Raw genomic sequence first — 16,994 nt, 5'->3', positions numbered from 1 at the left:
CGTCACCATCGACGGCAGCAAGTTCAAAGCGGTGAACAACCGAGACAAGAACTTCACACGGGTGAACGATGGAGCGGCGGCGCACCCAGTTGGAGGAGAGCGTCGCACGCGATCTGAGCCAACTTGATAAAGCCGACCGCAGGAGCCGACGGAGGCACTGGCGGGTAAGGTGGGACACCTTGCCGTGGCTTCTCCCAAAGGAAAAAGCTAGAACGGCAGCCCCACATAGTTCTCCGCGAGCAATCGCTGTGCCGTCTCGGACGAGAACAGGTACTCCAGCTCGGTCTGCTGGAGCCGGTCTTCATACTCGGAGCGATCGGGGAAACGATGCAGCATCATCGTCATCCACCACGAGAAGCGCTGCGCCCTCCAGATCCGCGCCAGCGCCTTGGCGGAATAGCCTTTCAGCCCGGAATCGTCACCGCCCTGATAATGCGCGAGCATCGCGTGGTAGAGATAATAGATGTCGGACGCCGCGCTGTTCAGCCCGCGCGCGCCGGTCGGTGGCACGATGTGCGCGGCGTCGCCGGCGAGGAACAGGCGGCCATAGCTCATCGGCTCGGCGACGAAGCTGCGGAGCGGCGCGATGCTCTTCTCGATCGAGGGACCGGTGATCAATCGTGCGGCGACATGGTCCGGCAGGCGACGCTTCAGCTCCGCCCAGAAAGCGTCGTCCGACCAATCCTCGACCTTGTCGGTCAGCGGCACCTGGACGTAATAGCGGCTCAGCACCTGAGAGCGCAGCGAGCACAGCGCGAAACCGCGTTTGTGCTTCACATAGATCAGCTCCGGCGACACCGGCTTGGTGCGTGACAGCACCCCCAGCCAGCCGAACGGGTAGACCTTCTCATATTCGCGCAGCACATCCTTCGGGATCGATTTGCGGCTGACGCCGTGAAATCCGTCGGCGCCGACGATGTAGTCGCAATCGACGCGCACGGTCTCGCCGTTCGACCGATAGGTCACGTAGGGCCGCTCCGAGGTCAGATCATGCGGCGTCACGTCCTCGGCATTGTGCACGACCTTGCCACTGAGCCGGTCGCGCGCCTCGTAGAGATCGCGCGTCAGCTCGGTCTGGCCATAGACCAGCACCGAATTGCCGCCGGAATGCTTGTGCAGATCGATATGGGAGAGCACGCCGTCATGAGCGATCTCGAATCCGTTGTGGATTTCGCCCTCGCGGTCCATCCGCTCGCCGCATTGCGCCTCGCGCATCAGCCTGGCGAAACCGTGCTCGAGCACGCCGGCGCGGATGCGGGCCAGCACGTGGTTGCGGCTGTATTTCTCCAGCACGACGGTGTCGATGCCCTTCAGGTGCAGGAGTTGGGACAGCAACAACCCGGACGGCCCACCGCCGATAATGCAGACCTGAACTTTCATTTTTACGTCCTCCCGTCGGCACTTTTTTGCAGATTTCGCAGGCCGGACCGATGGAGGGTTTCGCCATTGTCTTGTACAATTCGAACATGAAGACCGCAGCCCCCGCCCCGGCGATCCGGGTCTACAACCTGCTCGGCGAAGCCGGCGACTTGCCGGATGTCGTCCATTGCGAGACGATTGCGTCCCGCTCGGTGCTGCACGACTGGACCCTCGCCGTGCACCGGCATGCCCGGTTGCACCAGGTGCTGCTGATCGAGCGTGGCGGCGGCGAAGCGACGCTCGACGGACGCGTGGTGCCCTTGAAGCCGATGCAGATCGTCAACGTGCCGGTCGGCCATGTCCACGGCTTCCGCTTCATTCCGGGAACACAGGGTTGGGTGCTGACCATCGCAGCGGAGATCATGGACGAGGCGCTGCTTGCCGCCGAGGGTTTGCGCGGCGTGCTGTCGCGATCGGCCGTTGTGCGCGGCACGCCGCAGATCCGCGCCACCATGAAACAGATCTTTGCCGAGCATGCTGCGCGCGATTTCGGCCGCGCCCACGTGCTGCGCGCGCTGTCGGCGGCCATGATCGGGCTCGTCGCACGCGCGCTCACGGGCGAAAGCGGCGGCAGCGGCAATGCCGAGACAAATCTGTTTCGCCGCTTCGAGGCCTTGCTCGAACAACATCATCTGAAGCGCTGGACCGTTGCGGACTATGCGAAGTCGCTGGCGATCACGCCGACCCATCTCAACCGCGTCACGCGCGCGGCGACCGGTGACACCGCTTCGCACCTGATCCTGAACCGGTTGATCCGCGAGGCGCGGCGCAACCTCGTCTATACCAACCTGCCGATCTCGACGATCGCCTACGCCCTCGGCTTCGAAGACCCCGCCTATTTCAGCCGGGTCTATGCAGCGGCCACCGGACTGTCCCCGCGCGCCTTTCGCGCACAGCTCCATGGCGATGAGGGTTGATCCACGCGCTATCGGTGCGCCTGATCTGCCGGCGCATCCTCAGGGTGCCTCTTCTCGTAATGCAGGAAGAGATCGAGCAGCGCCAGAAGCACGATGACGATACCGAAGCCGATGCTCAGATGCATCGCCCGCGTGTGCGGGAATCCGAGCAGCCAGGGCGATGCGATGAGCCAGACGCCCATCAGCACGTTGATCCATTCCTCCCAGTCCCGGTAAGCAATGATGGCAGCCAGCGAGAGCACGACAATGATCGCGCTGGTGACCCAGAGATCAATCTTACCCTGGCTGTTGGTCAGCTTGAACAGCCATGGTGAGATGAACAGAACGGCCGCGAGAAAAAGATTGTAGACGTCGGGGACAGTTTCGCGCTCTTGCAGCTTGCTCATGGCAAAGCCTCCGCGAGGGACCTGTCGAAGCAAAGATCGGGAGGCGGTTTGGTTCCCGACCGGCAGCAGCCCGTGGCCTAGACTTTTGTCGCACTCAGGAGCGGAAGCGGCGGCTTCGCGGACAGCGACAGAAGCGGCCCAATCGTCGGATGGGGCCGCTCCACTGCATTGATGAGATCGATCAGACGTCGAAGAAGACGGTCTCGTCCGGCCCCTGCAGATTGATCGTGAAGGAATACACGACCTTGCCGGCGCGTTCGCCGCGCGTGGCGATCAGCGTTTTGCGACGCACCTGCGGCTCGACCAGGTTGAGCACGGGATCTGCGGCGTTGGCGGCTTCCTCGTCGGAGAAATAGAGTCGCGTGTTGAGCCCGATATTGATGCCACGCGCGACGATCCAGACGTTGACATGCGGCGCGCACTTGCGCCCGGCCTTGTCGGTGATGGCGCCCGGCTTGATGGTCTCGAACGTCACGAGGCCGCTCTCGAAATCGGAGCCGCCGCGGCCCCAGCCGCGGAAGTCTGCGTCCAGAGCGCCGGCCGAGCGGTCGGCCGGATGGTTGTAGCGGCCGGCCGCGTTGGCCTGCCAGATCTCGAGCAGCACGTCGCGCAGCGGCGAGCCGCTGCCGTCGAGCACCTTGCCTTCCAGCGTGATGCGCTCGCCTTGTGTGTTCGGCGTCACCAATACGTTGGAGAAGTTATTCTCGAAGATGTCGAAGCCGGCCATGGCCGGGATCAGGCCAATATGGACGTAGGGCCCGGCGGTCTGCGAGGCGGTTTCCTTGAGATAGTTGAGCGGCTGCGGCATTTGCTCAGTTCCCTTCGGGACGATTTTCGAAATAGGTGGAGCGCTGCCCGCGCAGCACGATGTCGAAGCGGTAGGCGAGCGAGTCGAACGGTGTCGAGGCATTGAGGTCGAGCGGTGCGACCAGACGGTCGAGCGCGTCCTTGTCCGGGATCGTCGTAAGGATCGGGCAGATCGGGATCAGCGGATCGCCCTCAAAGTACATCTGCGTGATCAGCCGCTGCGCAAAGCCGGAGCCGAACACCGAGAAGTGGATGTGGGCGGGACGCCAGCTGTTGACGAAGTTGCGCCAAGGATACGGCCCGGGCTTCACCGTGCGGAAATAATAGTAGCCGTTGTCGTCGGTCAGTGCGCGGCCGCAGCCGCCGAAGTTCGGATCGATTGGCGCCAGGTACGTATCCTTCTTGTGCCGGTAGCGGCCGCCGGCATTGGCCTGCCAGAACTCCACCAGCGTGTTCGGCACGCCGCGACCGGTCTCGTCCAGCACGCGACCGTGGACGACGATGCGCTCGCCGACGGGATCGCCGTCCTTTGCGTAATTGCGGATCAGATCGTTATCGAGCGGCCCGAGATCGTTGTGGCCGAACACCGGCCCCGTGATCTCCGAGACCGAATTCTCGATCGACAGCAGCGACTGGCGCGGCGAACGCAGCACCGAGGATTTGTAGCCGGGCGCATAGGCGGGCGGATGGATCGAACGGTCGCGCTGGAAGAAGCCGCCGTCGCGCGGCGTGAACGGCTCGGGGCGGTTGAGGCGGGGATCCTGCAAGGCTGGCGCCTGGACATTCATCGGCGTTGTCTCTCCCTTGGGCGCCCCGGAGCCCGGGTGCGCGGCTTATTGAACGATAATGCCGCCCCCTATTCTCAAGATAAATAGATCGATTATAATGAGTCTCATGAACAAAATCGATCATTTGGCCCTCGACGGCCACGCCCTCGAATTGTTCCTCGCGGTGCTGGAGGAGGGTTCGGTGACAGCAGCCGCGACGCGTCTCGGCCTGACCCAATCCGCCGTCAGTCACGGGCTGAACAAGCTGCGGCGGATCGTCGGCGATCCGCTGTTCGCAAAATCCGGTCGCGGCATTGTCGCGACCGCCCATGCCCAGGCACTGGCCACGAAGGCCCGCACGCTGATCGACGAGATGCGCAGCTTTGCCGGCGGCGTTACCTTCGAACCCGCGAGCGCGCAGCTTTCCCTGACGATCGCCGCCAATGATTTCCAGCGAGACCTGCTGCTGCCGGGCTTCTTCGGACACGTCGCCGCGCAGGTGAAGAGCCTGAACCTGCGCGTGATCCCGTCGCAATCGCCCTCGCCCGCGATGCTGCGCGAAAATCGCTGCGATCTCATGATCACGCCGCTGCCACCATCCGGCGTCGACATCGTGCAGAAGCGGCTGCTGAGCGATCATTACGTCTGCTATTACGATGCCACGACGCGCGCGGCTCCGGCCAGCCGCGACGGCTATCTCGCCGCGCGTCACATCACTGTCGTTTACACTGACAATGAACGCCTCGACTTCGACCGCCGGCTCGCCGCGAACGGCTTCCACCGCGACATCGCCATCTCGGTGCCGAGCTTCTCCGGCGTGCCGGCGTTCCTGCGCGGCTCGCAAATGCTGGCGAGCATGCCGAGCCTGCTCGCCTCCGGCGTGATGGGTGGCTTCGCGCATACGCGGATTCCTCTGGCCTCGCGCACGCGCACGCTGGCCGAGTTGCCGATGTTCATGGTCTGGCACCAGCGCTATCAGAAGGACCCGGCGCACCGCTGGATCAGGACACAACTGGAATTCATGGCGGCGACGGTTTCTGCCTGAACTGGTCGTTGCCCGCCGGCTGCCCAAGCGATGGCCCGCCCCTCGCCAAACCCACTGGTTGCGCGCGGGCGGCCACGCTAGAATTCGGTCATGACAGTGACCGACATTGCGAGCCGAACCTACAATCACAGCTGGCGGCTGGATCCCATCATCCGCAGCCTGCTGGATACCGATTTCTATAAACTATTGATGTTGCAGATGATTCGGGAGGATTACCCGGATCAGCAGGTGACATTCTCAGTCATCAACCGCTCGCGACATGTGCGGCTTGCCGAGACCATCGACGAAGGCGAGCTGCGCGCCCAGCTCGATCATGCCCGCACCATCCGCTTTTCCAAGAAGGAGCTGATCTGGCTTGCCGGTAACACCTTCTACGGCAAGACCCACATGTTCTCGGCAGACTTCATCCGCTGGCTCGCCGAATTCCGCCTTCCCGAATACGAGCTGCGCAAGGTCGAGGGCCAGTACGAGCTGCACTTCCACGGCCCGTGGACCCACACCTCGATGTGGGAGATTCCGGCGCTCGCCATCCTCAACGAGTTGCGCTCCCGCGCGGCATTCAAGGGCCGCGGCCGCTTCGAGCTCGATGTGCTCTATGCCCGCGCCAAGGCCAAGCTGTGGACCAAGGTGGAGCGGCTGCGCAAGCTGGAGAATTTGCGGCTGTCCGACTTCGGCACCCGCCGCCGCCACGGTTTTCTCTGGCAACGCTGGTGCGTGGAGGCGGTGAAGGAAGGGCTGGGCCCGTCCTTCATCGGAACGTCCAACGTACTGCTCGCCATGGACAACGATCTCGAAGCGATCGGCACCAATGCACACGAGCTGCCGATGGTCGCTGCCGCGCTCGCCAAGGACGACGAGGAATTGCGCTGGGCGCCCTATCGCATTCTCGATCAGTGGCGCCAGACCTATGGCGGCAATCTCTTGATCGCACTACCGGACGCTTTCGGCACCAAGGCCTTCCTGCGCGATGCGCCGGAATGGGTTGCCGACTGGACCGGCTTCCGACCCGACAGTGCGCCGCCGATCCAGGCCGGCGAAGAGATCGTCGCATGGTGGCAGAAGAAGGGCCGCAACCCCAAGGACAAGCTGCTCGTCTTCTCCGACGCGATGGACGTCGGCTCGATCGAGGAGACTTATCACCATTTCACCGGCCGCGTGCGGCTCTCCTTCGGCTGGGGCACCAACCTCACCAACGACTTTGTCGGCTGTGCGCCGGACGGCTCGTTCAATCTCGATCCGATCTCGCTGGTCTGCAAGGTGTCGTCGGTCGACGGGCGTCCGGCCGTCAAGCTCTCCGACAATCCCGAGAAGGCGACCGGGATGCCCTCCGAGATCGAGCGCTATTTGCGCGTGTTCGGCGATGCCGGACGTGTGCGCCAGCCGGTGCTGGTCTAGCAATCGGCCAAATCCCCTCGATCGCGTGAGTCGCAAAGGCCGGATTCGGCGGCATCGGCGCGCCGATGCCGCGAGGTTCCGGCTCGGTCGCATTTTCAACATCGGCTTCACAACGCCTTCACCCTGCGAGATGGTCTTGGGACTTTTTCGGGTCGAACCAAGCAGCGTTCTCGCGTAATCGGCGTTGTCAGCGGAACGCTCCGCTGGGGTCGTTGAGCGATTTGGGGAACGCAGTGTTTCGCAGAACAGCAACGTCGGCGAAGGAACGCAGCTTCCTTCATGTCATCAAGCTCGTCTCGCCATTCGTCATGGTCGTTGTGCTCCAGGCGACGATTGCCGGGTTCAGTCTGGAAGTGATGTCGTCGGTTCGCGCTTACGTCGCCGGCGAGGCGATGTGGTCGCGTTCGCAGAAGAACGCCGTCTATTTCCTCAATCTTTATCTGCATTCGGGCGAAGCCAGCCAGTTCGCGCGATATCGGTCCTCGATCGCTGTCCCGATCGGCGACGAGTATGCAAGGTGGGCCCTCGAACGCGATCCGGTAGATGTCGAGACCGCCCGTATCGGACTTCTGCAAGGCGGCAACCATCCCGACGATATTCCTGGCATGATCTGGCTGTTCCGCTATTTCAGCGGCATCAACTTCTTCCAGGAGGCGATCCGGGAGTGGGCTGCCACTGATCCGATGCTGCTCGAGCTTAGCATCTTCGGTGAAGTGATCCGGAGCGAGCTGAAGGACGGCCCCATCCGCAATGTCGATCGCCTGCAATTCCTGTCGTCGCGGCTTTCGGAACTGAACAGGCAGTTTACCGGACATGCCGAGCGGTTCTCGACCGCTCTCGGCGAAGGCTCTCGCACCATCAAGGTGACGCTGACCTTGGTCAACATCGTCACCGCCGCAGCACTGATCCTGCTTATGATCTGGCACACCCGGCGACTGGTGCTGCAGCGACAGGCATTCGAGGATGCCTTGCACGCGGAGAAGGAACGCCTGGCCTTTCAGGCGTCGCACGACTGGCTCACGGGCATCACCAACCGCCGCGCCTTCGAGGCCCGCATGCAAAGCGAGCTCGACAATAATGCGGCGGGTTGGCTCAGTCTGATCCTGCTCGACCTCGACCAGTTCAAGAACGTCAACGACAGCAGTGGCCATCTCGCCGGCGATCGGCTGCTGTGTCAGGTCGCGCAGCTGTTGCAGCAGGATCGGCGGCCGCGCGATCTGGTCGCCCGGCTCGGCGGCGATGAATTCGCTCTGATCCTCCCGCAATGCCCGCCCTACGACGCGGTCAATATCGCCGAGCGGCTGCGGCGGTCACTCGAGCTGTTCAGCTTCGCCTGGGAGGACCGCAGCTTTGCGGTGACCGGCAGCATCGGCGTCGCCTGCATCACCGACCGCGACACCACGCTCGAGGAGGCGATGCGTCGGGCCGATGCCGCCTGCTATCGCGCCAAGGAGAAGGGGCGCAACCGGGTTCAGGTTGACAACGGGAACGCGGACATCGTCGTCGTCGCAGCACGGCCACGTGAAGCCGCCCGCGCGTGACGGCGACCGTCGCAATCATCGTGCCGGCAAGACTCCGAGACCCAGAAGATGCGCGTCGAGGAACTGTGTGACCTGCTGGCGCAGCATCTGCGGCGGCACCGCAACCATACGCTCTTCGAGGCCGAGCGAGATGATGCCGTGGACTGCGGAAAACAGCGTGCGCGACAATAGCGCGATCTTCACGTCATCCGCATCAGGCAGCACGCGCACCAGGGGCTGATGCATCAGCGCGAAGGCGTCCATCACCATCTGAAGGATGTCGTCGGGATACGGGCGGTCATCCTCCATCCGATGCTCGAACAGCGAGCGCAGCAGATTGGCGTTCTCGGCGAAGAAATCGAGATAGGTCTTGGCTAATCCATAGAGCTGGCGAACCGGATCTTCGGTCGGAACCGCGCCCAGCCGCGCCGTGAGCGCCTGAACCGTCTCCCTGTTGACGGTCAGGATCACCCCGTCGAAGTCGTCGAACTCGTTATAGACGCTGCCGACGGAGCAGCCGGCGGCGTCCGCAATATCCCGAACCTTTAATGATCTCAATCCTTTAGAGGCGATGATGCTGCGGGCGATCTCCAGGATCTGAAGCCGCCGGCGACTTTTTTTTCGATCCCGCAGCGATTCTTCTTGAACATTGTTCATTTTCAAGCTACTCACGTGAACATTGTTCAATTTAACCCGGAGACCTGCAAAATGCAAACCCTTGCTGTTGATATTGCCTCCACCTTCATCGATGACGCCGCGGCCCTCGTCAGCGGCTTCGGTCGCGCTGTCCTGCGGCTCGCGATGGCGCCGATCGATCGGATTGCAAATGCCTGCGACATCGCCGGCGTGCTCGCTGAGCGCCGCGCGACCTTCCGGATGTGGCGGACCAGCCGCACCCGCGCCCGCCATGAGGGCCGCCGCGTCAGCCTGCTTGGCCGGCTCAATCCCTTTCGCCATCTCGCTCACCTCACCTAGTGGACAAGCCGATGCACGTGCGGCTCCACTCGAATGCGAACGCCGATCGCAACAAAGCACTTACTATGTCCGGACACTGCCGGCCGACTCGGCGAAAGTCAGAGATGCCGTTCAGCTTTTTCTTATCGGCCCCGGCGATATCCCCATAATCGCGGCATTTCCGCCCGAAGTTGCGGTCGCGACCGGATATTTGCGAACCTAACGAGACAAGCTGGAGACCAACTGGATCGGAGGGACCGAGGGGACACGACAGGCCGGCAAGCGTCGTCGCCTGCAATCGCTCCCCACACCCTTCCGGTCGTGACGTTCGACCCGCAACGTAACAACCTCAGGCTGCCTTTCCAAAACAGGACTCGTCATGATCAGGAAATTGATGTCGTCACGCCGCTTTGCGCCGCTGTTCTGGGCGCAATTTTTCTCGGCGCTCAATGACAACGTGCTCAAGAACGCACTCGTCATCATCCTGCTTTACAGCGCCGCAACGGGCCACGGTGATGCCCTGGTGACGGTGGCAGGTGCCGTCTTCATCTTCCCCTACTTCATCCTGTCCGGGCTCGGCGGCCAGCTTGCCGACAAATACGTCAAATCGGTCGTCGCAAGGCGATTGAAGTTCGCCGAAATCTTTGCGGCGGGCTTCGCTGCTGCGGGTTTCTTCATGCACTCGGTGCCGCTGCTGTTCACCGCGCTTGCACTGTTCGGCATCATCGCCGCGCTGTTTGGTCCCGTGAAATACTCCATGCTGCCGGACCAGCTGGAGCTCGGTGAGCTCGCCACCGGCAACGCGCTGGTTGAAGGTGCAACCTTCATGGCGATCCTGCTCGGCACTGTCGCCGGCGGCCAATTCGTCGCAGGCTCCGCGCATATGGCCTGGGTCGCATCGGCCGTGGTCGTGCTGGCCCTGCTGTCCTGGGCCTTTGCCTCCCGCATTCCGCAGACAACGCCCTCCGCGCCCGATCTGCCCGTCGATGCCAATCCCTGGACCTCGACGCTCAGCCTGCTCAAGACGCTACATGCCGACCACCGTCTGTGGGATGGCACCGTGATCGTCTCCTGGTTCTGGCTGGTCGGCGCCATCGTGCTGTCGCTCTTGCCGGCACTGGTGAAGGACGTCGTCGGTGGTAGCGAAGGCGTGGTGACGCTGTGCCTTGCGATCTTCGCGATCGGCATCGCCATCGGTTCTCTGTTTGCGGCCAGCCTGAGCCATGTTCGTCCGAACCTCGCGCTGGTGCCGATCGGCGCCATCATCATGGGCTGCGCCGGCCTCGATCTCGCCTGGGCCATCGCTGTGGCGACCAAGGGCCAGGACATCGCGGCGATCGACTTTGCGACCTCGTTCGCGGGCCTACGCATGCTGGTCGACTTCGTCGCCTTCGCCTTCGGCGGCGGCCTGTTCGTCGTTCCCTCCTTCGCCGCGGTGCAGGCCTGGTCGGCGCCGAACGAACGCGCCCGCATCATCGCCGCCGGCAACGTGTTGCAGGCTGCCTTCATGGTGGTCGGCTCGCTGTTCGTCGCGCTGCTGCAGGCCGGCGGCGTGCATGTCGGCTGGATCTTCTTCGGCCTCGGCGTCGCCAGCTTTGGCGCAGTGTGGTTCGTCCTGACGAAGTGGGGCAAGGAAGGCGTGCGCGATTTCGGCGGACTGCTGTTCCGCGCGCTATTCCGTACCGAGATCCGTGGCCTCGAAAATCTGCCGCCTCCCGGCACCCGCATGCTGATCGCGCCGAACCATGTCAGCCTGATCGACGGCCCGCTGCTGCACGCCGTGCTGCCGATCGATGCGAGCTTCGCGGTCGACACCGGCATCTCCAAGGCCTGGTGGGCCAAGCCGTTCCTGCGCGTGGTCAAGCACTACACCATGGACCCGACCAAGCCGCTGGCCGCGCGCGACCTGATCAAGCTCGTCGCCGCGGGCGAACCGGTGGTGATCTTCCCGGAGGGACGCATCACTGTCTCCGGGTCGCTGATGAAGGTCTATGACGGCACCGCGATGATCGCGGACAAGGCCGACGCCGTGGTCGTGCCGGTTCGCATCGAAGGTGCGCAGCGCTCGCATCTCAGTTACCTCAACTCCAGCCAGATCAAGCGCTCCTGGTTCCCGCGGGTGACGGTGACGATCCTGCCACCGGTCAAGCTGCCGGTCGATGAACAGCTCAAGGGCAAGGCGCGCCGCAATGCCGCCGGCGCCGCGCTGCAGGACGTCATGATCGACGCGCTGGTCAAGAACGCCATGCTCGATCACTCGCTGTTCGAGGCGCTCGGACACGCCTATCGCGACCGCGACACGGGCAAGGTGATCATCGAGGACGCCCTCGGCACCAAGCTCACCTATCGCAAGCTGATCCTCGGCGCGCAGGTCCTGAGCCGCAAGCTCGAGACCGGCACCACGGCCGGCGAGAACGTCGGCGTGCTGCTGCCGAACTCCGCGGGCGTCGCCGTGGTCTTCATGGCGCTGCAGAGCATCGGTCGCGTTCCGGCCATGCTGAATTTCTCGGCCGGCCCGGTCAACGTCCTCGCCGCCATGAAAGCTGCGCAGGTCAAGACCGTGCTGACCTCAAAAGCCTTCATCGAGAAGGGTAAGCTCGACAGGCTGATGGCCGCGATCTCCGACGAGGCGCGCGTCGTCTATCTCGAGGACGTCCGCGCCTCGATAGGCACGGCTGACAAGATCAAGGGACTGCTCGCCGGCACTGCACCACGCGTCACGCGTCAGGCCAACGATCCCGCCGTCGTGCTCTTCACGTCGGGCTCGGAAGGCACCCCCAAGGGCGTGGTACTGTCCCATCGCAACATCCTCGCCAACGCGGCGCAGGCGCTGGCGCGTGTCGATGCCAACGCCAATGACAAGGTGTTCAACGTGCTGCCGGTGTTCCACTCATTCGGACTCACGGGCGGAATGATGATGCCTGTTCTCGCAGGCATTCCGATCTACATGTATCCCTCGCCGCTGCACTACCGCATCGTGCCCGAGCTGATCTACCAAACCGGTGCTACCATCCTGTTCGGCACCGACACCTTCCTCACCGGCTATGCGCGCTCTGCGCATGCCTACGACTTCCGCACCCTGCGCTTGGTGATCGCCGGCGCCGAGGCGGTCAAGGACCGCACGCGCCAGGTGTTCATGGAGCGCTACGGCATCCGCATCCTCGAAGGCTATGGCGTCACCGAGACGGCGCCGGTGCTGGCGATGAACACGCCCATGGCCAACCGTCCCGGCACTGTCGGCCGTCTCTCGCCACTGATGGAAAGCCGCCTCGATCCGGTTCCCGGCATTGAGGAAGGCGGCCGCCTGTCGGTGCGCGGACCGAACGTGATGCTCGGTTACCTCAGGGCTGAAAACCCTGGTGTGCTCGAAGTGCTGCCCGAGGGCTGGCACGACACCGGCGATATCGTGGCGATCGATGCTGCCGGCTTCATCACCATCAAGGGCCGCGCCAAGCGCTTTGCCAAGATCGCCGGCGAAATGGTCTCGCTGTCGGCGGTCGAGAGCATCGCGACCACGCTGTGGCCGCAGGCCGCTTCGGTCGCCGTGTCGATCCCCGACCAGCGCAAGGGCGAGCGCATCGTCTTGCTGACCACGGAGAAGAATGCCGAGCGCAGCGCAATGCAAGCCCAGGCCAAGGCAGTCGGCGCCTCCGAGCTGACCGTGCCCGCGACGATCATGGTGGTCGACAAGGTGCCGTTGCTTGGCACCGGCAAGACCGACTACGTCACGGCAACGACGATGGCCCGCGAGCAGGCATCCGCGCCGGAGCGGGAGGTGGCGTAAGAGAGATGCGCGGGGCGCCTGAAATGCGCAGCGCGCGATGTCCTGGAGTGGTTCTGCTTCATGGCATCGCGCGCGGCTCCTCATCGCTGAGGAGGCTTGAGCGGTCACTCCAGGCAGCCGGATTCGCAACGCTCAACATCGACTATGCGAGCCGCGGGAAGCCAATCGCAGCGCTCGCTGACGATATCCACCCGGCAATCGCCCGCTTTGCCGAACGCGAGGCTCCGCTCCACTTCGTCGCGCATTCGATGGGCGGTCTCGTGACGCGCGCCTATCTCGCGAAACACCGGCCGAACCGGCTTGGCGGCGTCGTGATGCTGGGCACGCCGAACGGCGGCAGCGAGGTCGCCGATCTCCTGAGCGGGTCTCGGCTTTACCGCGCATTCTACGGGCCGGCCGGGCTTGAGCTCACGACAGCGAACCGGTCTAACGTCCTGCCCGTTGTGGACTATCCCGTCGGCGTGATCGCGGGAAATCGTTTCATCGATCCCGTCGCCGGCCTCTTCGTCCTGCCGAAGCCGAATGACGGACGCGTGTCGGTGCAAAGCGCGATGCTGGCCGGCATGGCCGACCATATCGTCGTGAACGCTTCCCATACCGGACTGCCGCGTCACGGCGTTGCGATCGCGCAGACCATTGCATTTCTTCAGGACGGCCGATTCAGCCTGGCGTGAAGGCTAGGCCGCGGTCCGCCGTTCCTGCGCATAGCGCACCAGCGCCACGAAGCGGTAGATGCCGTGCACGAACTTGCCATAGGGCATGGTGATGAACAGTGCGAACACCGCGCCGAGATGCAGCGCCAGCAGCGGCCCCATGGCCGCAGTCTCGCGCAGGATCAGAAGCAGAATGCCGGTGAACCCGGTCAGCAACAGCATGGCGATGAAGCCGACATCCATGCCGTAGCTGTTCTCGTCGAGCAGCGCCGGATCGCGCCGCATCTTGGCCACGAACAGGCCGATCGAGCCAACGATGAGGCCGATGCCGCCGAGCGTACCGAGCACGACCGGCAGGTCCCACCACGGATACGGCGCTTCGCGGCCGAGCAGATAGTGATAGAGCGTCGCCACCGAAGTTGCGGCAAAGCACAGCAGGAAGCCGTAGAACGTCAGGTGATGGAAGAGCTTGCGCCGGTCGGTCGGCTTGTCATCCTCGTTGTAGCAGCCGACGCCGCCCCCGTGGAGATAGCGCAGCTCGCCGGCATCACGGATCGCCTGAAAGATCGAGCCGCCATCGGCGCGGCCGTCAATCGGCGGGCCGATGTCGCGCCAGAACGCGCGCACGCTCATGACCAGCGCGAGGATGGCATAAAGGAACGCAGCGCCAAACAAGGCGGCCATCGCGTTGTGCGGCATCAGCTTGTAGAACGCGCCGGGACCGGTGCGCACCCCGAACAGCCCCCTAGCATCATTCAGGGCCAGGAAGCCAAGAATGAAGGCCGCCATGCTGAGCGCAGCGATGATGGCGATGACGAGGCCGTTACGGGCGAATGCACCGGACAGTGCCTGTGGCCAGGCATAGGTGGCGTAGGACTCCGCGCGCGCGACCGCCAGCGTCTTTGGGACGTTGACGTTGAACTCGTGCGGCGGCGAGAACTGGCAGTCGACATAGCAGGCGCCGCAGGAATGGCAGAGGTTGGCGAGATAGTTGAGGTCGCCGTCGGAGAAGGCGCGTCGCATCTCCATGGCCGGAAACACCGCGCACAGGCCCTCGCAATAACGGCAGGAATTGCAGACCGTCATCAGACGGTCGGCTTCATCAAGGATTCTAGTTCCGTGCATGTTTCGCCGCTTCCCGTCCTGCGATCCGACCGAACACGCTGCCGATGGTCATGCCCATGCCGGCCGCATATCCCTTGCCGAGCACGTTGCCGGCCATGATCTCGCCGGCAGCGAACATGTTGCCGGACGGCTTGCCATCAGCCATCAGCATCCGCGCCTCCTTGTTCACGCGCGTGCCGAGATAGGTGAAGGTGATGCCGGGCCGCACGGGATAGGCGAGATAGGGCGGCGTCTCGATCTTACGCGCCCAATGGGTCTTGGGCGGCGTGATACCTTCGGTGCGGCAGTCGTCCAGAATGGTGTGATCGAACGTGCCTGATAGCACCGCCGCGTTGAATTCGGTGACGGTCTTTTCCAGCGCGGCCGGATCGAGCTCGAGCTTGCGGGCAAGCTCGGCCACCGTCTGCCCGGCGATCGGCGGGAACAGGGTCGGCATGAAGCTGGTCACGACGGTCGAATCGAAGATGATGTAGGCAATCTGGTCGGGCTGGGCCGCGACCAGCCGGCCCCAGATCGCGTAGCGCTTCGGCCAGATGTCCTCGCCCTCGTCATAGAAGCGCTGCGCGTGCTTGTTGACGACGATGCCGAACACCACCGAGTCATGGCGCGTAATGATGCCGCCATCGAATTTCGGCGCGCGGGCGTCGATCGCGACCGCGTGGCACTGGGTGGGGTCGCCGACCTCCTGCACGCCCTTGTCGAGCAGCATCTTCAGGATCGAGCCACGATTATAGGGGGTGCCGCGGATCAGGAAATTGTCGGCGGCCTCGCCCCAATATTGCTTCAGCCATTCAATGTTGGCCTCGAACCCGCCGGCGGCAGCGACCAGCGAGATCGCGCGGATCTCGGTCTCGCCGTTGATCGGCCGCTTGAGGCGGGCGGCGAGGAACATGCCGTCTTCGATGACGAGGTCGGTGACCTCGGCGTCATATTCAACGTCGACGCCGAGCCGCTCCGCGGTCAGATACAGCGCGTTCAGCATGGCGCGGCCACCGCCGAGGAAGAAGGAGTTGGTGCGACCGAGGCTCAGCGTGCCGCCGAGCGAGGGCTGCCAGCGTACGCCCTGCTCCACGATCCAGTTCAGGATGTCCTTGGACTCCCGGATCATGTGACGGGCGAGCACTTCGTCGGTCTGCCCGCCGGTGACGCGCAGCAGGTCCTCCCAGAACTCATCCTCGGTATAGGGGCCGGTCAGGATCTCGGTCGCCGCGTCATGGGCGCAGCGCATGTTGCGGGTGTGGCGGGTGTTGCCACCGCGATAGAACTTTGGCGCGCCCTCGAGCACGAGCACCGAGGCACCGCCGCGGCGCGCCGAGATCGCCGCGCACAGCGCCGCGTTGCCGCCGCCGATCACCAGCACGTCGTATTTGCTGCTCATGCCGTCTGCCCGATGCGACGAAGTTGGAGACATTCTGCCCGCCGACGGCTGCGGTCAATCCTGGCAGCCATTGCGTACCTTTGTATACAAAGATATACAGACGGGAGGCAAGCGGCATCTCTGCATGGGCAGGATGCGGATCGCAGACCCGGGGATTCATGGCCAGACGCCCGGCAAAGACAGGCGGATCGATCGCTCGTGGCGGTGGTGTGGCGCTGGGCGAAGCCGTATTCCGCTCGTTGCGCGAGGCACTCCAGGCCGGCAGCTACCGCGCCGGTGACCGCCTGCGCGAGGAGGAAGTCGCGCAACGGCTGAAGGTCAGCCGTACGCCCGTGCGTGAAGCGCTTGGCCGGCTTGCGGCGCGCGGCTTCGTCGAGCCCGCCGGCGGGCGCGGCCTGATCGTGCGTAACCTCGACATCTCCGAGGTGCTCGAGCTCTACGCCATGCGCGAGATCATGGAGGGGGCCGCCGCGCGCCTTGCCGCCGAGCACGCCTCGGCACCGGAGATCGACGCGCTCAGCGATATCGAAGAGGCATTCGCGGAAGCGTCCGAGACCGACGCCGCCGAGATGGCGAAGCTCAACCGCGCCTTCCACGAGGCGGTCTGCCGCGCCGCGCGCAACCGCTATCTCGACAACGCCTCCCGCGAATTGCAGGACTGGATCGCCCTGCTCGGCCCGACCACCTTCATCGTGACGGGGCGTCCCTCGACCAGCCACGGCGAGCACCTCGCCATCATCGAGGCCATCGCAGCGCGCGACGGCGACAAGGCCGAACAGCTCGCCCGCGCCCACATCCGCGAGGCGCTGCGCTGCCGACTTAAGCTGCTGCAGAAGCAATAGCG

The 16,994-nt window shown here is 64.0% G+C and carries 15 protein-coding genes; 8 read left to right on the top strand and 7 right to left on the bottom strand.

The genetic code is table 11. The annotated features are described in order from the left end of the window. Positions 1 to 207: 207 nt before the first annotated feature. A complete protein-coding gene (gene pobA / locus L6637_RS30740; protein WP_237872819.1) occupies positions 208 to 1,380 on the bottom strand; it encodes a 4-hydroxybenzoate 3-monooxygenase in 1,173 nt (390 codons plus the stop codon). 50 nt (positions 1,381 to 1,430) lie between these two features. Here pobA and L6637_RS30735 point away from each other — a divergent pair, with 50 nt between their 5' ends. After that, entirely contained in the window at positions 1,431 to 2,336 is a 906-nt protein-coding gene (locus L6637_RS30735; RefSeq protein WP_237872817.1) for a helix-turn-helix domain-containing protein, read from the top strand. An 8-nt stretch (positions 2,337 to 2,344) separates the two neighbouring features. On the opposite strand, the gene L6637_RS30730 is transcribed toward L6637_RS30735, so the two are convergent. The 3 genes from L6637_RS30730 to pcaH all read right to left on the bottom strand — a co-directional run bounded on the left by L6637_RS30730 (position 2,345) and on the right by pcaH (position 4,317). Continuing rightward, the gene (locus L6637_RS30730) at positions 2,345 to 2,722 is read right to left on the bottom strand and encodes an SPW repeat protein (RefSeq protein WP_237872815.1); all 378 of its coding nucleotides are present in this window, start codon (positions 2,720 to 2,722) and stop codon (positions 2,345 to 2,347) included. Between the two features lie 181 nt (positions 2,723 to 2,903). After that, positions 2,904 to 3,530, bottom strand: coding sequence for a protocatechuate 3,4-dioxygenase subunit alpha (gene pcaG / locus L6637_RS30725; RefSeq protein ID WP_237872814.1), 627 nt, complete (start codon positions 3,528 to 3,530; stop codon positions 2,904 to 2,906). Positions 3,531 to 3,534: 4 nt separating this feature from the next. After that, complete coding sequence (gene pcaH / locus L6637_RS30720; protein WP_237865379.1) at positions 3,535 to 4,317, bottom strand: protocatechuate 3,4-dioxygenase subunit beta; 783 nt, start codon at positions 4,315 to 4,317, stop codon at positions 3,535 to 3,537. Between the two features lie 97 nt (positions 4,318 to 4,414). Between pcaH and L6637_RS30715 the strand changes: the two genes are divergently transcribed. The 3 genes from L6637_RS30715 (at position 4,415) to L6637_RS30705 (ending at position 8,277) form a co-directional block, all read left to right on the top strand. Next, entirely contained in the window at positions 4,415 to 5,341 is a 927-nt protein-coding gene (locus L6637_RS30715; RefSeq protein ID WP_237872812.1) for a LysR family transcriptional regulator, read from the top strand. 90 nt (positions 5,342 to 5,431) lie between these two features. Continuing rightward, entirely contained in the window at positions 5,432 to 6,736 is a 1,305-nt protein-coding gene (gene pncB, locus L6637_RS30710; protein ID WP_237872811.1) for a nicotinate phosphoribosyltransferase, read from the top strand. 233 nt (positions 6,737 to 6,969) lie between these two features. Further along, entirely contained in the window at positions 6,970 to 8,277 is a 1,308-nt protein-coding gene (locus L6637_RS30705; protein WP_237872809.1) for a GGDEF domain-containing protein, read from the top strand. A 15-nt stretch (positions 8,278 to 8,292) separates the two neighbouring features. Here the strand turns inward: L6637_RS30705 and L6637_RS30700 are convergent, their stop codons facing one another. Continuing rightward, the gene (locus L6637_RS30700) at positions 8,293 to 8,913 is read right to left on the bottom strand and encodes a TetR/AcrR family transcriptional regulator (protein WP_237872877.1); all 621 of its coding nucleotides are present in this window, start codon (positions 8,911 to 8,913) and stop codon (positions 8,293 to 8,295) included. Positions 8,914 to 8,964: 51 nt separating this feature from the next. On the opposite strand from L6637_RS30700, the gene L6637_RS42630 reads away from it, so the two are divergent. The 3 genes from L6637_RS42630 (at position 8,965) to L6637_RS30690 (ending at position 13,668) form a co-directional block, all read left to right on the top strand. Beyond that, positions 8,965 to 9,231, top strand: a complete 267-nt coding sequence (locus L6637_RS42630) for a hypothetical protein (RefSeq protein ID WP_333909360.1) — start codon at positions 8,965 to 8,967, stop codon at positions 9,229 to 9,231. A 358-nt stretch (positions 9,232 to 9,589) separates the two neighbouring features. Next, on the top strand, positions 9,590 to 12,994 hold the full coding sequence (locus tag L6637_RS30695; protein ID WP_237872807.1) for an acyl-[ACP]--phospholipid O-acyltransferase: 3,405 nt from the start codon (positions 9,590 to 9,592) through the stop codon (positions 12,992 to 12,994). Between the two features lie 5 nt (positions 12,995 to 12,999). Beyond that, complete coding sequence (locus L6637_RS30690) at positions 13,000 to 13,668, top strand: esterase/lipase family protein (RefSeq protein WP_237872806.1); 669 nt, start codon at positions 13,000 to 13,002, stop codon at positions 13,666 to 13,668. A 3-nt stretch (positions 13,669 to 13,671) separates the two neighbouring features. Here the strand turns inward: L6637_RS30690 and tcuB are convergent, their stop codons facing one another. Both tcuB and tcuA read right to left on the bottom strand, forming a co-directional pair. After that, positions 13,672 to 14,772 carry a tricarballylate utilization 4Fe-4S protein TcuB gene (gene tcuB, locus L6637_RS30685; RefSeq protein WP_237872805.1) on the bottom strand — a complete coding sequence of 367 codons (1,101 nt, stop codon included), beginning with the start codon at positions 14,770 to 14,772 and terminating at the stop codon, positions 13,672 to 13,674. Further along, positions 14,759 to 16,150: an FAD-dependent tricarballylate dehydrogenase TcuA gene (tcuA, locus tag L6637_RS30680; protein ID WP_237872804.1), complete on the bottom strand. Its 1,392-nt coding sequence runs from the start codon at positions 16,148 to 16,150 to the stop codon at positions 14,759 to 14,761. Before tcuA ends, tcuB begins: the two co-directional genes overlap by 14 nt. A gap of 158 nt (positions 16,151 to 16,308) precedes the next feature. Here tcuA and L6637_RS30675 point away from each other — a divergent pair, with 158 nt between their 5' ends. Then, positions 16,309 to 16,992 (top strand): GntR family transcriptional regulator, encoded by a 684-nt coding sequence (locus tag L6637_RS30675; RefSeq protein WP_237872803.1) that lies wholly within the window; start codon positions 16,309 to 16,311, stop codon positions 16,990 to 16,992. The last annotated feature ends 2 nt before the right edge of the window (positions 16,993 to 16,994 follow it).

It is taken from the genome of Bradyrhizobium zhengyangense, assembly GCF_022012435.1.
In the GTDB taxonomy this organism is placed as follows: Bacteria; Pseudomonadota; Alphaproteobacteria; order Rhizobiales; family Xanthobacteraceae; genus Bradyrhizobium; species Bradyrhizobium zhengyangense.
This window is presented reverse-complemented; position numbering and strand designations above follow the sequence as displayed.